This is a genomic window from Snuella lapsa, from assembly GCF_039539345.1.
Classification (GTDB): Bacteria; Bacteroidota; Bacteroidia; order Flavobacteriales; family Flavobacteriaceae; genus Snuella; species Snuella lapsa.
The window spans coordinates 64,580-86,309 of record NZ_BAABCY010000032.1 but is presented as its reverse complement, the minus strand read 5'-3'; the positions used below and the strand labels follow the sequence as shown (position 1 = coordinate 86,309).

The 21,730-nt window shown below is 38.1% G+C and carries 10 protein-coding genes; all 10 read left to right on the top strand.

Translation table 11 applies throughout. The features are described 5' to 3' along the window. Positions 1-3 precede the first annotated feature (3 nt). The 10 genes from ABD792_RS05335 to ABD792_RS05290 all read left to right on the top strand — a co-directional run bounded on the left by ABD792_RS05335 (position 4) and on the right by ABD792_RS05290 (position 21,710). Positions 4-2,802, top strand: coding sequence for a GH92 family glycosyl hydrolase (locus tag ABD792_RS05335; RefSeq protein ID WP_345004795.1), 2,799 nt, complete (start codon positions 4-6; stop codon positions 2,800-2,802). 381 nt (positions 2,803-3,183) lie between these two features. Next, on the top strand, positions 3,184-6,321 hold the full coding sequence (locus tag ABD792_RS05330) for a SusC/RagA family TonB-linked outer membrane protein (RefSeq protein ID WP_345004794.1): 3,138 nt from the start codon (positions 3,184-3,186) through the stop codon (positions 6,319-6,321). A gap of 19 nt (positions 6,322-6,340) precedes the next feature. After that, the gene (locus ABD792_RS05325) at positions 6,341-8,197 is read left to right on the top strand and encodes a RagB/SusD family nutrient uptake outer membrane protein (RefSeq protein ID WP_345004793.1); all 1,857 of its coding nucleotides are present in this window, start codon (positions 6,341-6,343) and stop codon (positions 8,195-8,197) included. A gap of 209 nt (positions 8,198-8,406) precedes the next feature. Beyond that, positions 8,407-11,730, top strand: a complete 3,324-nt coding sequence (locus tag ABD792_RS05320) for a VCBS repeat-containing protein (protein WP_345004792.1) — start codon at positions 8,407-8,409, stop codon at positions 11,728-11,730. A gap of 154 nt (positions 11,731-11,884) precedes the next feature. Next, positions 11,885-13,180 carry a GH36-type glycosyl hydrolase domain-containing protein gene (locus tag ABD792_RS05315; RefSeq protein WP_345004791.1) on the top strand — a complete coding sequence of 432 codons (1,296 nt, stop codon included), beginning with the start codon at positions 11,885-11,887 and terminating at the stop codon, positions 13,178-13,180. An 85-nt stretch (positions 13,181-13,265) separates the two neighbouring features. Beyond that, complete coding sequence (locus ABD792_RS05310) at positions 13,266-15,569, top strand: GH92 family glycosyl hydrolase (protein ID WP_345004790.1); 2,304 nt, start codon at positions 13,266-13,268, stop codon at positions 15,567-15,569. 252 nt (positions 15,570-15,821) lie between these two features. After that, entirely contained in the window at positions 15,822-18,965 is a 3,144-nt protein-coding gene (gene lacZ, locus ABD792_RS05305) for a beta-galactosidase, LacZ type (RefSeq protein ID WP_345004789.1), read from the top strand. 194 nt (positions 18,966-19,159) lie between these two features. After that, complete coding sequence (locus ABD792_RS05300) at positions 19,160-19,930, top strand: MlaE family ABC transporter permease (RefSeq protein ID WP_345004788.1); 771 nt, start codon at positions 19,160-19,162, stop codon at positions 19,928-19,930. Positions 19,931-19,992: 62 nt separating this feature from the next. Further along, positions 19,993-20,715, top strand: a complete 723-nt coding sequence (locus ABD792_RS05295) for an ABC transporter ATP-binding protein (protein WP_345004884.1) — start codon at positions 19,993-19,995, stop codon at positions 20,713-20,715. A 20-nt stretch (positions 20,716-20,735) separates the two neighbouring features. Further along, positions 20,736-21,710 (top strand): MlaD family protein, encoded by a 975-nt coding sequence (locus tag ABD792_RS05290; RefSeq protein ID WP_345004786.1) that lies wholly within the window; start codon positions 20,736-20,738, stop codon positions 21,708-21,710. Positions 21,711-21,730: the final 20 nt, after the last annotated feature.

Here is a 21,730-nt window from a genome sequence, read left to right as displayed (position 1 = left end):
TAAATGAACAAAGACACAAACAATTTTGAAGCATGCGTATTTAATGCAATATACCTTGTTAAGAGGCAGATCAAGTCAGTTTTGTTTTTTATAATGGTTATAGCTATGACCAATGCAGTTCAGGCGGGTCCAGGAAATATTGCAGGTAAGGCAAAAGCCACTACCAGCAATAGTTTAAATTCCGAATTTGATATTAGCCATGTAAATGATGGTGTGGTACGTTATGCTAATTTGGGTGAATGGGCTTCGAACAGCAAAATGAATTTCTGGGGAGGTGTAAACTACCCCTGGATGCAACTAGATTGGGATAGCCCACAAACCATCAACAAGGTTGTATTTTACGATCGAACTACGTTACATTCGCACACAGCTGGTGGGACATTGTATTTTAGTGATGGTACTCAAATTAGCGTTACGGCTATTCCAAACGATGGAAGTCCGAAAACCATAACATTTCCAGACAAGAACGTAGAATGGATCAAGTTTCAGGTTACTGATGGTGATGGTGATTATTTGGGATTATCGGAGATAGAAGTATTTCCTGCACCAACCGATTATGAAGATTACGTATCGTGGGTGGATCCCTATATTGAAACCACAAGAGGGCGGTATTTTTATTTTGTTACGGGTAGTCGCCCGTTTGGAATGATAAGTGCTGCGCCAATGACCAGAAATAAAAACCAAATGGGGGGAGGCTATAACTATAACACAACAGAAATTTTAGGATTCCCTCAAGTACACGGTTGGATGCTTTCGGGCTTAGACCTTATGCCTACTACTGGTGATGTTGATCCGTCGTTAGGAGAACAAAACTGGAAATCGCGCTTTTCACATGGTGATGAAATCGTACAGCCCGGATACCATAAAGTCTTCCTGGAAGATTATAATATATGGGTAGAACAAACCACGACGGATCGTGTAAGTTTTTATCGTTTTAAGTATGCTAAAGATGCCATATCGAACCTCTTGATAAATCTGGGTGGGTATATTGGTACCAGTACCATGACCGATGCTAAAGTAACTAAGGTAAGTGACACCGAAATACACGGTTCCGTAAATACTATGGGCAGGTTATGGGGAGGGCCTGATAATGTCACCCTGTTTTTTGTGATCCAATTTGATAAGCCTTTTGAAAAAATGAGCGGATGGGCAGATACAAACAAATATGAAAATGTAGAACATCTTGTTGGAAGTTCCGAAAAAACACCGAGAAGACCAGAAGGATGGACTTATTATGAAGCGCCTACCTCAGGGGTAAGTGCGCTATACAATGTTAAGGAAGGGAGCGAACTAAAGGTGAAGATGGCCATCTCTTATACCTCGATTGAAAATGCCAAGAACAATCTAATACAGGAATGTAATCATTGGGACTTTGATAAGGTAAGGAAAGAAGCCAAAGAGGAATGGAACGATTGGTTGGGGAAAATTGATGTAAAAGGCGGTTCCGATGCCCAAAAAATTAAATTCTATACCGATTTATGGCATGTGTTATTAGGACGGCATAAAATTGATGATTATAGTGGCGATTATCCAGATTATACTCAAGGATACAGGGAAGGATCGCACACCCTTAATGCCAAATTAAAGGTAAGAACCTTGCCTAAAAATAGCAATGGAAAGCCTAAGTTTCACATGTATAATTCAGATGCCTTTTGGCTAACCCAATGGAATTTGAATATTCTGTGGGGTCTAGCATGGCCCGAAGTACTGGATGATTTTTCTGCTTCGTTAGTGCAGTATGCCGATAATGGTAAACTTTTACCAAGAGGACCCAATGCCGGGGGCTATTCCTATATTATGACAGGCTGTCCCGCTACCCCTTTAATTGTATCTGCATATACCAGAGGTTTATTAACAAAGGTAGATCATAAACACGCTTATAAAGTCATGAAGCAAAACCATATGCCTGGCGGGATGTTGGAGGCAGATAACAATTATATTGAAAAAGGCTATTTTATTGATAATGCCGGGAGGACCTTGGAAGCAGCCTTTCAGGATTGGTCGTTGGCGCAGATGGCTTCAGGATTAAAAAAGGAGAAAGATGCAGCCTATTTTCTAAAACGTTCTGAGGGGTGGAAAACATTGTATAATGAACAATACCAATTGATTTTTCCAAAAGGCAAAAAAGGCAATTGGTTACATACCAATCCGTTAAGTGGACAAGGTTGGGTTGAAGCCAACGCTTGGCAGGCCACCTGGTCAGTATCTCATGATATTCCCGGTCTGGCAACGCTTATGGGAGGTAATGAGGCTCTTTGTAATAAGTTAAATTACGCCTTTGAACAAGCAGATTCCACCGATTTTGTATTTGCTTATGGTAATGGTTACGTTAGTTATGCCAACCAACCAGGATGTAGCAATGCCCATGTTTTTAATTATGCTGGAAAGCCATGGTTAGCACAATATTGGGTACGTAAAGTTAATGAACAAGCCTATGGCGCTATTACACCAGATAAAGGCTATGGAGGTCATGATGAAGATCAAGGGCAAATGGGAGGTGTAAGTGCTTTAATGTCGTTAGGGCTTTTTAGCTTAAAAGGGAACACGTCATTACATCCTGTGTATGAAATAACGAGCCCGGTTTTTGATGAGATAACAATTAAACTAAACTCTGATTATTACCAGGGAAGCCGTTTTGTAATAAAAGCGTATAATAACTCTAAGGAAAATAAGTATATCCAAAATGCCCGCTTAAATGGAAAGCCATTAAACCAATATTGGTTTGAACATATCGAATTTTCAAAAGGAGGGCTTTTGGAATTGTGGATGGATGCAAAACCGAATACAAATTGGGGAGAATAACAATTTTATTTTCAAGAGATATTCTTTGTTTAATGTGAATTTTGATGACAATATTTTAAAATAAGCGATTTGAATGGATGGTTTTCTATTAAGATGATAAACAAAGGATTAAAATAATTTAATTAAAACTTGCTTGCATCAATTTTTTTATTACTTTTGAATATGTATATACATATGGACATTAAAGAATGATTCCAAATGCAATCAAATTTGATTGTTTTTACAATCATTTAATATGTTCATACATTCTTACAATTGTTTAACTGAACTGCATAATATATGATAATAAATTACATGTAAGACTGGTATTGTTGATGCCAGATACGGATTGTCCGAACCTTAAAAACCAATTCAATATTAACTAATAATTAAGCTAAAACTATGAAATGTAAACTATTACTAAATCCCCAGTGCTATTCCAAGCACAGTTTATTTGGGATTGTTCTCTCAGGTTTCCTGTGTGTTAGTGCATGGGCAACCAATAATAACCTTTCAAAAGGAGATAAAAACTTTTATCTCGAAGGGCAAACAGATAGTGTAATCCCAAGTGTTACCATACAACAGAATGTATCAGGGAAAGTACTCGATGAAAATGGGGTGCCTTTACCCGGTGTTAGCGTGCTCGAAAAAGGCACAAATAATGGAGCTTCTACAGATTTTGATGGGAACTACACATTAAAATTGACGACTGCCAATAGTGTATTGGTGTTTTCGTATGTAGGATATACTACAAAAGAGGAAGTTGTTGGTTCAAGGACAACTATTAATATTACGATGGAAACAGATCAGCAAGAGCTGGAACAAGTGGTTGTTGTTGGATATGGAACCAAAAAAAAATCGGAAGTAACTAATGCAGTTGTACAAGCTTCAGGAGATGAAGTTAAAAAGTCTACAGCTGTATCCTTGTCAAATGCACTTTCAGGAAAAATGGCTGGACTTTATGTCAACCAACGGAGTTCAGCACCTGGTTTTGACGATGCCCAAATTCTGGTACGAGGATTTAATACCTATCGTAACAACTCAGCATTAATTGTTATAGATGGAGTTGCCAATGCCGATCCTGATGGGCTTAACCGACTGGATCCTAACGATATTGAGTCGATTTCTGTATTAAAGGATGCCTCTGCAGCTATTTATGGGGCACAATCCGCTGGAGGTGTGATCTTAGTAACTACCAAGCGTGGAAAAACAGGGAGACCTACTTTTAATCTTACAACAACACAGTCGTTTCAGTCACCTACTGTCAAAGTACGATCGGCCAATGCGTTTGATTATATGGATGTTCTTAACGCGAGTAGAGTATTAGATGGTGATACACCTGATTTCCCGGATGAATTAATCGCATCATTTAGAAATGGAGAGCGTAGAGCAGAAAATTGGTGGGATGCTTTGGTCGATGGCCCTGTGGAACAATCAAGGCATTCGCTTACAATGCGCGGAGGTACAGATAGAATAAGATATTTTGCCTCTTTAGGAACCACTTCGCAGGGAGGAATTCTTCGTGGCGATAATAAAACAAAGTTAAGACAATACAATGTAAGGAGTAATTTAGATGTTTCCGTTACTAAAAATTTTGAAGTAGGTCTGGATTTGTCGTTAAGGGAAAAGTTTACACAAACACCTCAAGGTGGAGCTGGAGGAGAAATAGGTTCTTTAGCATTTACGAGTCCATTGCAAGAAGCTTACATCGATGGAGATTATCGATACCCAGGTGAAGGTTGGTCGCATTTAAACCCTGCAGCTAGAGTTTTAAGCCCAGGTTATAGAAAATTTACCTCAGATGTGGCTAGTGGAACCATTAAATATAAATATGATATGCCCTTTGTAAAGGGATTGTCTTTACAAGGGTTTGCTTCTATCATTAAAACCATGAACTATAACAAATCGTTTAACTATGTCTGGGACTATTACGAGAAAAATTCAGATGGAGATATTGTAAAGAAAACATCCAGAACTGTTGAAGATATTGGTTTAACTGAAGATTTTGCTCAAAGTTTAAGGGTTACTTTCAACACAAAGTTAGGGTATAAAACAACAATCAATGACCTTCACAACATCGATGCGTTTGTAGCTTTCGAGCAAATGGAGTACAAGACTAATAATTTTCTGGCTTCACGCTTAGGTTATCCTTCGCCTTTAATAGATCAGTTAAATGCGGGAAGTCAAGATCGTGCTAATTGGGGTGCCTATGGTGGTGCTTCCGAAGATGCAAGACAAAACTATTTTGGTCGGTTAAGTTACGATTTTGACGGAAAGTACTTTTTAGGCTTTAATTTTAGATACGATGGCTCTCCAATATTCCCGAAAGAAACGCGTTGGGGCTTTTTCCCCGGTGTTTCAGCAGGATGGACACTTAGTAAAGAAAGTTTTATACCGGATGCGTTTAGCAACTTTAAGATAAGAGCCTCATGGGGACAATTGGGTAACGATAGGGTAGATCCGTTCCAGTATATTGGTGCCTTTGGTTATGCCAGTGGATGGGTTGTTAGTGGTAGTGATCAACGTGGTATAGCAGCAACTACAACACCAAACCCTAATATTACCTGGGAAGTAACAGAAACTACCGATATAGGTTTGGAATTAGGGTTTTTAAAGAATAAGCTAACTTTTGAAGTTGATATTTATAAGTCAAAGACCACTGATATATTAGGTGCGCGCCAAGCGTCCATTCCAACTTATACAGGCTTATCCCTTCCTGATGAAAACATTGGGGAAATGGAAAGCCAAGGTATAGAATTACAGGCAGGTTATAAGCAGAATTTTGGTGAGTTTAATTTAAGGCTTAGTGGAAACTTCTCATTTAACGAGAATAAGATCATTTATTTTGATGAAGTACCGCAGGCTGAAGAATACCAGAAGTTGGAAGGCAGGCCTTTGGGGTCAGAACTAATGTATAAAGCAATTGGGATTTACAGAACCCAGGCCGATCTGGATAACAATGTAAATTATCCGGGAGCCGGTTTAGGAGATCTGATTTTTGCCGATCTAAATGATGATGGTGAAATTAATGGGAACGATAGATATAGAAATTTTGTAAGCGCATTTCCGAAGACAAACTTCGGTTTAACAGCAGGCTTAGACTATAAGAATTTTGATTTAACCATGCTATTTCAAGGCCAAAGCGGAGCTAAGTTTCGTTTAAGTAATGGATTTAATTCCGGAGCCGCAGGAAATGGTCTTGCTTATGTAGCCAATAATAGTTACGATTTGGACAATACAAATGCTGTATTGCCACGAATTCGAGCAACAGGAACAGGAGCTGCAAACAATGATTTTTGGTATCGAACATCTAACTGGTTACGTTTTAAATCGATAGAATTAGGGTATAACTTGCCTAAAGATGTTATTTCCAGAGTGGGCTTAACAAACTTAAGACTCTACTTTTCTGGAGAAAACCTGTTTATGATCTTCAATAGTTTAGAAAAGTATGGGGCAGGCGATCCAGAATTCCTTTTAGGAAATGGAGGGGGCTATCCAAATATGAAGAATATGACGTTGGGACTTAATGTTACTTTTTAAAATAAATATGGCAAATCAAATGAAAAATAAGAATAGAATAATAAAAAGCAATATAGTTAAGAGCGTGTATACTCTTTTAACTGTTGTATTGTTAGCTACATTAAATTCCTGTAGTGAAGACATCTTAGACAAGCAACCACTGGATACATTGTCAGAAGGGAATGTATTTAATGATCCCGTATTTCTTCAAGGGTATGTATACAATATATATAACGGTATTAAGCCTCCCTGGAGTCCAGGAACAGGCGGTTATATTGGATTAACAGATATTGCAGCCTATGCTCCCGATACACACAATAGAGCAGGAGGATTTAGAGACTATTTGGAAGGGTTGTTAAGTCCAGATAACGTTACAAGCCTGACAAATATTTGGGCAGAGGAGTACGATTATATAAGAAAGGCAAATATCTTTTTTGAAAAGGTAGAAGGTTCCGAAATAGATCCGACAGATTTGGATCATATGAAAGGACAAGTACATGCACTAAGAGCATGGATGTATTTTGAGCTTATTAGAACCTACGGAGGCGTACCGTTAATTACTACTAGTTTTCAGTTGGATGATGAGTCCTTTGACATAACAAGAAATACTTATGACGAATGTGCGCAATTTGTGTTAAGCGAGTGCGATATGGCAATTCAATTGCTTGATGGAGCGAGTTCAGATCCTGGGAGAATAAGTAAAGGAGCTGCTATGGCGTTAAAAGCCAGAATGCTGTTGTATATGGCAAGCCCTTTAAACAACCCATCTAACGATCAATCAAAATGGCAAGCAGCGGCAACGGCAATCAAAGCAGTCATCGATATGGGTTATACCTTGCATGATACTCATGAAGATTTGTTTAAACGTCCAATTAAAACAAATGAAATTATCTTTGGTAAGGACTATACACCTGAAAATCGTATTCCAGATTGGGGGTATAATTACGATTTTTGGCCAAGTGGTTTTGATGCGAGACAACGTTTAATGCCTACACAGCATTTCGTAAATATGTTTCAGTTAACAAATGGAGAATACCCGTATGAGGATGATGGAGTTACAGTAAATGCAGCTTCAGGATACGATCCGCAAAACCCAAATGTTAATAGAGATCCAAGATATTATAGTTATATTTTATACCCAGGAGCAGGTCCAGTCAACATTAATGATGGTTCTAAAAGTACCGTTAGGTTGTATGAATATTGGGAAGATGCCAATCCAAATGCCGATAATGCGCCACCGTACCAAAACCCAAATACTGTAGATCCTATTAATGGACAGGAGTTATTCGATTTTGGTAGAGACTCTAAAACCTATTGGGTAAAAGGATTAACGCCATTTCACTGGAGAGTCCAAACAGGGTATACTTTTAAGAAATTATTAGACTTCGAAGGCCCACGTGCTAGTTTTGATTATCACTATGCACAAGCAACTCCCTATATGAGATTGGCTGAGTTTTATTTAAACTATGCTGAATGTCAAATTGCTTTAGGAGATGAAGCCTTGGCAAGAGAGTATATTAATAAAATACGACAAAGAGCTTCTGTAAACATGCCAGATATAACTAGTTCTGGAGTGGATTTAGTGAGAGATTATAGAAATGAGAGAGCGATAGAATTACACTTAGAAGATACCCGTTTTTACGATTTGATGCGTTGGAAAGCTGGCCCTGGGTATGTAGACAAAACAGTCCGGGGATTAACCAGTGTGACTATGGATTGGACAGGAGCACAACCGGGAGATTTATTAGGAACACTTCACTATACCTATGGAGAAATTACTGAAGCAGACGATAGAAACGCATGGCCAGGGGATCATTATTATTTGTTCCCTATTCCAAGAGAAGAAATTCAAAGGAGTAATAATGCCTTAGAGCAGAACCCAGGATATGGAAATTAAATTTGAGTTAATAATTTAGTTGTTTAGTTTCTTTTTGATCACAAACTTACCTAACGGTAGGTTTGTGGTTTTTGTATTTATACAAGTAAATAGACTTTTGCTTTATTTGAAATAATAAAAAGGTATAATATTCCGGTGATCATTAATTGACAAACAACCTAGATAAATAGCTTTAGTTAGGAATAAGAAAAAGAATTAAAATGAATGCAATGCTAAAAAAAATAGGAGTGCTTTTTATAGCTATAAGTTGTTTTTGCTGTAAACAGATTACTAAGAATGTTAATGAGAAGATATTTGTTGAAGTGCCTGTGGACAAATCTGGTGTTTCTTTTGAAAACAATCTTACCGAGAATGATTCCATCAACTACTTCAACTATATGTATATCTATATGGGAGGTGGTGTTGCCATTGGCGATTTAAATAAAGATGGCTTACAGGATATCTATTTTACCGGGAATATGGTAGAGAATAAACTCTACTTAAACCAAGGCAATTTAAAATTTAAAGATATCACAGAAGAAGCAAAAGTTGCCGTGGATGATCGATGGGTTACGGGCGTAACGATGGGAGATGCCAATCAAGATGGTTGGTTGGATATTTATGTAAGTGTTTCTGGAAAATGGGCCACGACAAAAAATTTGTTGTATATAAATGATGCAAAAGAAGGCGAAGTTCCCACCTTTACAGAAGCAGCAGAACAATATGGTGTGGCCGATATGGGAAATAGTACTCAGGCCGTATTTTTCGATTACGATAAGGATGGCGATCAGGACCTGTATGTAATAAACTACCCAATTGTCGATTCACGTACCAGTATAACCGAGTTTTTAAACAATCGTAATAAAGCAGCATACCATAGAAGTGACCGATTGTACAGAAATGATGGGATAGGTAAATTTACAGATGTAACAAGACAATCAGGTTTGGATAAATATGGATTGTCCTTAGGGGTTTCCGTTGGAGATTATAATCAAGATGGTTGGCCCGATGTATATGTGTCCAATGATTTTAGTACACCAGACTATTTTTTGATAAATAATCAGGACGGTACGTTTTCAGACCAGAACCTGAACCTGACAAACCATACCTCTTATTTTGGTATGGGATCAGACGTCGCCGATTTTAATAACGATGGTCTATTGGATTTGTACCAGGTAGACATGATGCCCAAAAGTTATAGACGTGCCAAAGAGAATATGGACAGTATGAACCCAGAACGGTTTTACAATATTGTAAACCACGATATGCACCATCAGTACTCTATAAACACCTTACAGTTAAATATGGGGATCGATGATGTCGGGATGCCTCATTTTGGAGATATTGCAAGACAAGCAGGTGTGTCCTCAACAGATTGGAGCTGGGGAGCGTTATTTGCCGATTTTGATAACGATGGGTTCAAGGATTTGTACGTAACTAATGGCGTAAGAAGAGATATTAACAATAGTGACTATTTTAGAAGTGATGAGGTTAAAGATTTTGAAAACGGTAACCCGCTAGATCTTACCAAAAAGATACCTTCTGAGAAAATTGAAAATTATGCCTTTAAAAACAACGGAGATTTAACATTTTCGGATGTATCCAAAAGTTGGGGTGTTAATTTAAAAGGATTTTCTAACGGGGTTGCTTATGCCGATTTGGACAACGATGGCGATCTAGATTTGGTGGTAAACAATCTGGATGACAGAAGCACCATCTATGAAAATAAGGTAAGCAAAAACCAATCGAATAATTATTTAAGATTAAAGTTAGAAGGGCCTAAGGCGAATGCATTCGGATTGGGAACCAAAATATGGATTGAAGATGGTGCCCATAGTCAGTTTCAGGAAATGACACTAACCAGGGGTTTTCAATCGTCGGTGGAGCCGATCGTGCATTTTGGTGTTGGAAAGAATGAAATCATAGAAAAGGTTAGAGTCCTTTGGCAGGATGGAAAGGAAGAGGTTCTTCATAATGTGAAATCAAACCAGACCCTTAGCGTTAATTATTCCAATGCGTTATTAGCTGAACCTAAAAAAACGAAGCACCCCACCAAGGCCTATTTTGAAGATATTACCAAAACAGCGCAATTAAAGTATAAACATGAAGAAAATTGGTTCGATGATTTTCGTTATCAGGTATTATTACCACATAAAACCTCACAGTACGGTCCCGCCTTGGCTGTTGGCGATATAGACGACGACGGGTTGGACGATTTTTATATTGGAGGCGCTAACAGAGCCTCAGGTAAAATGTACCGACAAAATGCAGATAGAACCTTCTCTGAAACAGCAACTGAAATATGGGAAAATGATAAGAACCAAGAAGATGTTGGTGCTACATTTTTCGATGCCAATGGCGATGGTTTGTTAGACCTTTATGTGGTTTCCGGAGGTAACGAATACAGACAGGGGCATGCCTATTACCAAGACAGATTCTATCTTAATAAAGGGAATGGGATTTTTGAAAAATCTACAGAGGCCTTACCTGAAATGACCGAAAGTGGATCTACGGTAGTTGCATCAGACTATGATAATGATGGCGATTTGGATTTGTTTGTTGGAGGAAGAATAACGCCAAGAAATTACCCAACAGCCCCCAAAAGTTACATTTTAAAAAATGAAAGCACTTCCACAGAAGTGAAGTTTATAGATGTAACCGCAACTGTAGCCCCCGATTTATTAAATCTGGGAATGGTAACGCAGGCTGAATGGCTAGATATGGACGGTGATAGCCATAAGGATTTGATCATTATAGGAGAATGGATGGGCATTACCTATTTAAAAAATGAAAATGGTAGGTTTGTAAACAACAGTGAAGCAGCCGGCTTTTCAGATACAACTGGTTGGTGGTTTGGAATGCAAAGTTTTGATTTTGATAACGATGGCGATCAGGATTTTATCATGGGTAATTTGGGTAAGAACTATAAATATCAGGCAAAACCCGATTCACCATTTAGTTTGTACACTTACGATTATGATAACAATGGTAAAAAAGACATCGTATTAAGTTACATAAGTAAAGGTATTCAAGTGCCCGTGCGTGGCAGGGAATGTTCCTCACAGCAAATACCGGCCATTAAGGTTAAGTTTAAAGATTACCATTCGTTTGCCACAGCCAGTTTACAGGATATTTATTCTACCGAACATTTAGAAAAGTCTACCCATTACCAGGTAAAAAGTTTTGCCAGTTGCTATGTGGAAAACTTGGGTAACGGACAGTTCAAATTAAAACCTTTGGATCGTTTTGCACAGTTGGCAGCTATTAATACCATGGTTATAGACGATATAAACCAGGATGGTCATTCCGATGTCGTGTATGCGGGTAATTTATATGGCTCGGAAGTTGAGACGCCAAGAGGAGATGCCAGTTACGGTGGTCTGTTGTTAGGAGATGGTAAAGGAGACTTTAAGTCGCAAATGCCTTATGAAAGTGGATTGATGGTAAAAGGAGAGGTAAAAGCTGCAAAAAAAATGCGATTGGCAAATGGTGAAACAGGTATTCTTTTTGCCAAGAATAACGATTATTTACAGCTTTTAAAAATTACAAATTAATTACTCTTCATAAGAATGTTTTTAGCGAATCAAGAGTGTAAATAGAAAGGGTGAAGTCTATAAGCACATGATAGTAGCTATAAATGAGAACTTATTTTTTCAAGTTTCAGGATTCAATTGAAGATATTAATATGATATTGTTAAATTTTTTAAAATGAAATATTTGTATTTGTGTGCGGTGTGTGTGTTTGTAATATCCTGTGCCTCGTTACGTGACAAGAGTTTAGATTTGGTTAAAAAGATTAATTCCGACCAATCGTTGCAAAAGGTGGAGAACTTGGCAAGAAAACTGATGAAAAAAGGTTTTTATGCAGGCTCGGGTTATCAAATGGTTTGGTCCCGCGATTTGAATACTTTTATAGAATTGTCGTGCGAAGAATATGATGTGGACGTTATCCGTGAAAATTTGGTCATGTTCTTTCATTTCCAACAAGAAAATGGAGAACTTCTCGATGGTTATGTCCCAAGGGATGCTTTTACATGGGGAGACCCCAATACTTATGAGTCCAAGACCGCTCCTGGCCATATTGGTTTTAAGAATACCGTAGAAACCGATCAGGAGACTTCTCTAATTCAGGCTATTTTCAAATATATAACAAAGACTGGAGACCGTTCTATTTTAGAGGAAAAGGTGGTAGGGAAAACTATCTATGAACGATTAAAGCTGTCTATTGATTGCCTTTTAGAGGAGAGGTATTCTAAAACGTATGGTTTGATCACCGGAGCAACCACCTTCGACTGGGGCGATGTACAAGTAGAGGGAGGGGATGTAGTTGATATTGATGAGCTGACCCATTGTAGCATCGATATTTATGATAATGCAATGTTAGCTATAGCTTTGGACAATATGGAGAAAATGGCTTCCGATCCCAAGGACAAATTAAGGTGGACAAACCTTTTAAGGAGTATCAAAGCAAACTGTAAAAAATACTTGTGGGATGAAAATAACAACAAATTTATTCCCCACATTTACATAAAAGGTTCCCCCTTTCCAGAAAGTTTTAACGAAAATGCCATTCATTATCATGGAGGTACGGCTATAGCTATTGAAGCCAGTATGTTGAACAAAAAAGAGATTGCGGCTGTTCTTGACCACATGGTAGAAAATGTAAAGCTTTCAGGAGCGCCTTCTATTGGATTAACTGTTTACCCTCCCTATCCGTCCGAAGTTTTAGGAAAGGGTATATCCGCACCATATGAATACCAAAATGGAGGGGATTGGACTTGGTTTGGTGGAAGAATGATACAGCAATTGATAAAAAATGGTTTTATTGAGGAAGCCTATGTTCTTATGAGGCCTATGGTAGATAGAGTATTAATTAACAATGGTTTTTACGAATGGTACAAAATCGATGGAACACCAGCAGGATCATCAGATTTTAAGGGGTCGGCAGGGGTATTAGCTAAATCAATTATAATGCTCAAAGAATGGGCAAGTTTACAACCATAATATTAATAATTTCTTCATAGAGATATTGAAAATATTAAGATTTAAATAATTTATATATAAAATTAACATCAAGAACTATTAACTAATGAATATAAACTTCAGACTACCATTTTTTATAGCACTCATCTTTGGGTTCTCAGTTTTTGGGCAAACCCATAAAACACCAGTAGACTATGTCGATGTGTTTATGGGAACTTCCAATTCTCGGTGGATGTTGGGGCCTTATGCGACTATGCCATTTGGAATGATACAATTGGGGCCAGATAACCAGGGCGCCAATCAGGGATATAACTGGATGGCAGGCTATGAATATGCCATAAACAGTGTGGATGGTTTTAGTCACCTACATGCATGGACCATGGCAGGTTTACGTATCATGCCCACCACGGCAGACTTGGCGTTTACCGACGAGCCCACCGATTCACCTTACAAAGGCGCTGGGGCAGGTCCGCATTCACGTATTTTAAAGGATTCTGAAAAGGCTTCTCCGGGATACTATTCGGTCTATTTGTACGATCATGATGTACGGGCAGAAATGGCGGTAACCACTAGGTGTGGATTACAACGTTATACCTTTCCCGAAAAAAAAGAGTCCAGAATATTAATCGATTTGTTGTTTCCCGTTGAATACAATTTTAATATAAGTGATGCCAAAATAACGAAAGTTTCAGATACAGAAATTGAAGGCTATGCCATGTCGCATACAGGTGGCTTTAATGATTATAAATTATGTTTTGTGCTTCAATTTAACAAACCCTTTCAAAGTATGAATACATGGGTAGATTCAAAACTAAAACGTAATAATAATGAAGTAACAGGTAAAGGAAATGTCGGTGCATTTGTAAAGTATTCCACGAAGGAAGGAGAGCAGGTTTATGTGCGTTCTGGAATCTCACTGGTTAGTGTCGAACAGGCCCGGTTGAATTTAAAAACGGAGATGGAACCTTTTGGATGGGATATTGAAGCAGTGAAAAAAAATGCACGCGATGTATGGAACAAGCGGCTATCTACAATTAAAGTAGAAGGCGGTGCCGAAGAAGATAAAAGAAAGTTTTATACCAATTTGTATCGTGTGTATGCAGCCAAACAAACATGGAACGATGTAAATGGAAAATATGTGGATCCTTGCGAAAATGTACAACAACTTCCAAAAGGCGTTGACATTTATGGAGGGGATGCCTTTTGGAATTCGTTTTGGAATCTCAATGGATTGCTATCAATGGTATCGCCGGATATTATGAAAAATTGGGTATTGACCCAACTGGAGCTATTCGAAAAAACTGGTTGGACAGGTAAAGGCCCTACAGGTTTGGAGTATTCCGGAATTATGGAAGGATCCCATGAAATGGCACTTATGTTGAGTGCTTACCAAAAAGGCATCTATACTGAAAATCCCGAAAAATTGTATGCCGCCATGAAAAAGAATGTGACGGTTCAGGGCAGCCGTTATGATTGCGGTGGGTCGGTAGGTAATGTAGCCTTGGATACCTATATTAAATATGGGTATATGCCAAGAGATTTAGGCGTGACCAATAAAACGTTGGATTATGCTTTCGATGATTGGTGTGTGGCACAAATGGCAAAAGCTATTGGAAATAAAAAGGATTATAAATATTTCTTAAAGCGCTCGGAGAGTTACAAAAATAATTTTCATCCAGAGCTTAAATATATAGTGCCAAAAGACAGTCAGGGTAAATGGAAAGAAGATTACAATCCTTTCGATAATGATAACCTGATAGAAGGCAATGGCTGGCAGTATACTTTGTATGTGCCACATGACATTTTCAGTGTGGTTAACATGGTTGGAAAAGACTTGTTTAATGACCGATTGGAACATGGTTTCGAAGCCTCTAAAGCACATAAATATGCAGCACATGCGCTGGACAGAACAGGAGGGCAAAAGTCCGAATATTATATAAATCAGGGTAACCAGGTGAACATGCAAGCTGCCTGGCTATTCAATTATTCTGGAAAACCTTGGCTGACCCAAAAATATACCAGGGATATTATGGAAACCTATTACGGATCTACACCCTACCACGGTTGGGAGGGAGATGAAGATGAAGGGCAAATGGGCGCTTGGTTTGTTATGAGTTCGATGGGATTTTTTGAAATGAACGGCGGCGGTGAAGCCGAACCAATAATAGACATTAGTAGTCCCCTATTCGAAAAAATAACGATTCACTTGGATAATGATTTTTATAAAGGAAAGCCCTTCGTGATTGAAGCTAAAAACAATTCTAAAGAAAATATATATATCCAATCCGCTCAATTAAACGGAAAAAAATTAAACCACTTTCAAATAAAGTTTAAAGATATTGTAAATGGTGGTAAACTGGAGTTTCGTATGGGATCAACCCCTAATAAACAATGGGGCGTCAAAAAATAACGATGTCATAGGTGAGACATCTCCAAGTCGTTAAAAGATTATAAAAAAACAACTGGTAGGTACTGGTATTGAAAAATGATTAGAATAGCGCATGTTTTTTTAGAAAACTTGTGGCGATTGTAACAGAAAAATTTATTTTCCTTAAAAATCAGTTTGGCAGAACCTGTTTTGATGGAGATAACTTCTTAAAACATAAGCGATAATGTATATTTGGGAGTAAAATCATAAAACAACATTAAACGAGCTCTAATAATGAAGTTAAAAAATGCATGTATACTTTTAGTATTAATATCATTGTTTTCATGTAAAGAAAAGGATATTACAAAACCGATTTACACCGCAGGAAACTGGGAAAATCCAGAATGGGAAAATCCGGAAATTTTTCAAATTAACAGGGAAGCCCCAACAGCTTCGTTTTACAGATATAGCGATACCCAATCGGCGTTAGGTAATGCATCTTGGAACAATTCTCCTCGGTATAAGAGTTTAAATGGCACCTGGCATTTTTATTATGCCGATAGTGTTCAGGCAAGACCGGTTGATTTTTATAAAACCGATTTTAATCTAGAAGGTTGGGATACGATTGATGTACCTTCCAACTGGGAGATAAAAGGTTATGGTATTCCCTTTTATACTAACGTAAAGTACATGTTCCCAGCCAATCCGCCCTATATTCCGCATAACATGAACAATAACGGAAGTTATAAGCGTAATTTTGAAATCCCTGAAAACTGGAATGGTAAAGATATTTATTTGCATTTTGCTGGTGTAAGCGGTGCCATGTATATTTGGGTAAACGGTCAGCAGGTAGGGTATAATGAAGGCGGTAAAACGGCAGCCGAATTTAATATAACCGCATTTGTTAAACCGGGAACTAACGATGTCGCCGTCCAGGTGATGCGTTGGTCTGATGCGAGTTACATGGAGGATCAGGATTTTTGGAGATTGAGTGGTATTGAGCGTGACGTTTATGTGTATGCAGCCAATAAAGTGACTCTAAGAGATTTTAAAGTAATTGCCGATTTGACTAATGATTTTAGGGATGGTGTGTTTAATGCATCCCTAAAAATAAATAATAACACCGAGGTAGCTGTAGAGAAGGATATAGATGTGAAACTACTGGACGGGACTCAAGAGGTCTATGCAGAGACCAAAACAATTGCATTAAAACCAGGAAGCAATACCGTTAATTTTGCTAAAAATATACCAGATGTTAAAACGTGGAATGCGGAGCATCCTAACCTGTATACTTTGTTGCTCACCGTAAACGGAGAATCTACAGCCGTTAAAGTAGGTTTCCGAAACATCACCATTAAAAACAGTCAGTTTTTGGTTAATGGAAAGGCTGTTCTGATAAAAGGTGCCAATTTACACGATCACAGTGATACCGAAGGTCATGTAGTTACCGAAGCCCTAACTATGAAAGACCTGGAAGTGATGAAACAAAATAACCTGAATGCCATTCGTTGCAGTCATTACCCTAAGAACCCGTTTTTCTACAGGTTATGTGATACCTATGGTTTCTATGTGATCGATGAGGCCAATATTGAAACCCATGGTATGGGAGCTACAAACCAGGGATTGGACAATAATCTGGAAGCGCAAAAAAAGCATCCTGCGTACTTACCACAATGGGAGGCCATGCATATGGACAGAACCGTAAGAATGTATCAGCGTGATAAGAATCATCCCTGTATTGTTACCTGGTCGCTAGGGAACGAGGCCGGTAACGGTCAGAACTTCTTTGCTACCTATAAATGGCTTAAGGAACAGGATAACACCAGGCCCACCCAATACGAAGGGGCTTTAAACTATGAAAATACAGATATTACACCTCCAATGTATTGGACTATTGAGCATATGATCAGCTATGCCGAAAGAGAGAATACCCGACCTTTAATTCCGTGTGAATATGCCCATGCCATGGGAAATAGTGTTGGGAACTTACAAGACTATTGGGATGTTATCGAAGCTTACGATATTATGCAGGGAGGCTTTATCTGGGACTGGGTAGACCAAGGCCTTCTTACCGAGAACGAAAATGGAGAGAAGTATTGGGCCTATGGTGGTGACCTGGGAGGGTTTGATTTTCAGAATGATAAGAATTTCTGTTTGAACGGTATTGTAAATCCCGACAGAACCCCGCACCCATCACTTTATGAGGTTAAAAAAGTGTACCAGTACATTAAGTTTAAACCATCAAACCTAAAGGCTGGAGAACTAGAAATAAAGAATATTTACGATTTTACAAATCTTAATGTCTTTGATTTTTCATGGAAACTATTGGAAAATGGGGTAGAGAAAGCATCAGGAGATTTACCAACTTTAGATATAGAGTCCTATGCATCGAAGAAAGTTAAAGTAGATTTACCGGCATTGCAAAACAAGAATGCCGAATACCATTTAAATGTTTATGCAAAAACCAAAACGGCTACCGATTTAGTGCCTCAGGGTCACGTAGCAGCTTACGAACAATTTGAGTTGGCTAAGCCTAAGACCGATGTGGCATTACAAGAGGGAGGAACCCCAATACAGTTAAATACAGAAAATAATACAGTTACCATATCAGGAACAGGCTTTAGTATTGCTTTTGATAAAGTTTCAGGAGTCCTTAGCTCCATAGATTATGGTAATGGCAATATACTTCTTGAAGGCATACAAGCTAATTTTTGGAGAGCCCCCACCGATAATGATTTTGGTTATAGAATGCCTAAGAAATTAGGGGTATGGAAAGCAGCAACCAAAGAGCAGAAGTTGATAGCTATAGATGCAAAGTCAGCTTCCAATAATACCGTTAAGGTACAGACCAAATACGAATTACCGGCAGTAAAAGGAGAGGTGACTATTAATTATACGATCGATACCTCCGGTGCCTTGCAAGTAGAAACCAGTTTATCGGGTGTGGCATCCGATCTGCCTGTGCTTCCAAAGTTTGGCAATACATTTATAATTAAGAACGAATACAAGAAAGTGAAGTGGTTTGGTAGAGGGCCGTTTGAGAATTATCAGGACCGTTATACGGCTGCTTTAGTGGGAGAATATGAGGCTTCCGTTTCAGATTTGTATTTCCCATATATCCGTCCACAGGAAAATGGAAACAGAACCGATGTACGCTGGGTGTCTTTTACAAATAATGAAGGTCATGGTATAGAAGTGTTAGGTGTTGATCTGTTTAATTTTAGCGCACACCATCAGTATAACGACGATTTTGATGCCGGAGAGAGCAAGCAACAGCGTCATACCATCGACATTAAAAAGCGTGATTTGGTAAATATCAATATCGATGCCAAGCAGATGGGTGTAGGAGGCGATAACAGTTGGGGTCATATGGCGCATAAGGAATACCAGATTCAACCTCAAGACCTAAAATACACTTACATTATAAAGCCACTATAGGATTCTTAAGGGCTGCGGTTTTTACAAAAGAGCGTACATTTAAAATGTGCGCTTTTTTGTTTTTACCATAAGTAAAAAACTCTTTGTATCTTTAGTAAGAGTATTCTTGGTAATTAATACTAATGCTAGATGACTTTAATCATTTCGTATAAAGTTTTCTTGTAATACTTTTAGTTATCACAACCAGTATTTTTATGATAAGATCGAACAAAATAGTGTCGTTTTTCATAGAAATTGGCGAGCTTACATATTTTATGCGTCGGTTTTTTAAAGAAGTATTTACAAAGCCATTTGAGTTTAAAGAGCTTTTAAGGCAGTGTTATAATATTGGGAATCGTTCGCTTTTACTGGTAGGTGTTACTGGTTTTATAATAGGTTTGGTAATAACGTTACAAACGAGACCTACCTTAGAGGAGTTTGGAGCCGAATCCTGGATGCCTTCTATGGTGAGTATTTCTATAATTAGGGAAATTGGACCGGTAATTATAGCTTTAACTTTTGCTGGACGTATTGCTTCTGGTATAGGAGCCGAGCTAGGCTCTATGCGTGTTACCGAACAAATTGATGCCATGGAAGTTTCGGGCACTAACCCTTTTAAATATTTGGTGGTTACACGAATTTTGGCAGCTACATTCATGCTCCCCATTTTAGTCATTTTAGGAGATGCTATTGCCCTATATGGCTCTTACATTATTGAAAATGCAAAAGGCGATGTATCCTTTCTATTATATTTTAATAAGGTGTTTGATGCTTTACAGTTCAGCGACATTATTCCAGCAACAGTTAAAACCTACTTTTTTGGTTTTGCTATAGGGTTGGTTGGGTGTTTTAAGGGATATTACTGCGAAAAAGGTACTGTAGGTGTTGGTTTAGCAGCTAATTCAGCTGTTGTTTTTTCATCCATGTTGTTATTTATTATCGACTTTATTGCGGTTTTTGTAACCGATATATTTTTTGAAATTTAAAACTGATGAGCCGATTGGAAGACATACAAAGCAGAGTTGAGGATGTACTAACGAGGAAACGTATGTTCGAAATTAGAGATCTAAAGAAGAGATTCGGATCAAAAGATGTTTTAAATGGGTTCAACCTGGAACTTTTTGAAGGCGAAAACCTAGTTATAATGGGTAAGTCTGGTTCAGGTAAATCGGTTATGATTAAATGTTTGGTGGGGTTGATGCAACCCGATTCTGGGAGTATTAAAATAATGGATAAAGATATTACAACACTTAATCGAAAGGATCTGGACGAATTGCGTACTGAAATAGGGTTTTTATTTCAGGGTAGTGCTTTGTACGATTCCATGACGGTAAGGGAGAATTTGGAATTTCCTTTAAGGCGACATAAACGCAAGCTAGGCGTTATTGGTGATACCGATCAACTTGTAGAGGAAGCTCTTGAAAATGTAGGCTTGTTAAGCACAATAGATTTAATGCCAGCAGAGCTTTCTGGCGGAATGCAACGTCGCGTAGCCTTGGCACGAGCACTAATTTTGAGACCCAAAATTATCCTGTACGACGAGCCTACCAGTGGTTTGGATCCAATAACCGCTAAAGAGATCGTAGAGCTTATGCGACGGGTGCAACGTCAATATCAAACATCATCACTTATTATTACACATGACATCGATTGTGCTCGTGTTGTATCTGAACGTATTGTTTTACTTGTGGATGGGGTTGATTATGCACAGGGAACTTTTGAAGAATTGGCAGCATCGGATGATGAAAAAATACAGGCATTTTTTAAATGATTAATTAATATAAGAAACCAATGAAAAAAACAGCTAACGAAAAATTAAGACTTGGCGTCTTTGTGATTATAGGACTGTCTCTTTTTATAGTTGCTATTTATTTAATTGGAGAGCGCCAAAACATGTTTGCTAAAAATTTTGGCATCAGTGCTAATTTTAATAATGTTAACGGGCTCATGCAGGGTAATAATGTACGTTATTCAGGTATTAATGTGGGTACGGTAAAAACAATTGTCATGCTTAACGATTCTACCATTCGTGTAGATATGCTTATTGAAGAAAAGATGAAACAGCACATAAAAAAAGATGCAATTGCTACAATAGGTTCTGATGGGTTGGTTGGTAATATGTTGGTCAATATTATTCCCGGTAATGGTGATGGCGCTCCAATATCAGAAGGAGACTATATTGAATCGTATACCAAGATAGGCACTGGTGAAATGCTTAATACTTTAAATGTTACCAACGAAAATGCCGCGCTGTTAACAGCCAAGTTATTAGAGATTACTAATGCCATTACAAATGGAAAAGGAACCATAGGCATGCTTATAAACGATACAGTAACAGCCAATAATGTAAAGGAAGCCATTAATAACTTAAAAAGGGTTAGCGTAGAAGCGCATAGGACTGTGCAACATGCCGATTCGATAATTACAAGCATAGACTTTAGGAATAGTGTTGCAGGTGTTTTATTGAATGATACGATAGAAGCCAATACGATTCGACGTACTATTTCAAATTTAGAGACTTCCAGTGAGGATATAAAAGCAGTGATAACCAATCTAAATGCAACATTGGTTGACTTTAGATCGGGTGATGGCGCGATTAATTTCCTACTCAACGATTCGGTGTTTGTTAGGGATTTAGAGACTTCTATTAAAAATATTAATGAAGGCACTAATAAGTTTAACGAAAATATGGAAGCATTGAAACATAGTTTTTTAACACGTCGGTATTTTAAAAAGATGGAAAGAGAACGTAAACGAACCGAATGAAGTACAAGCCGTTAAGAAAA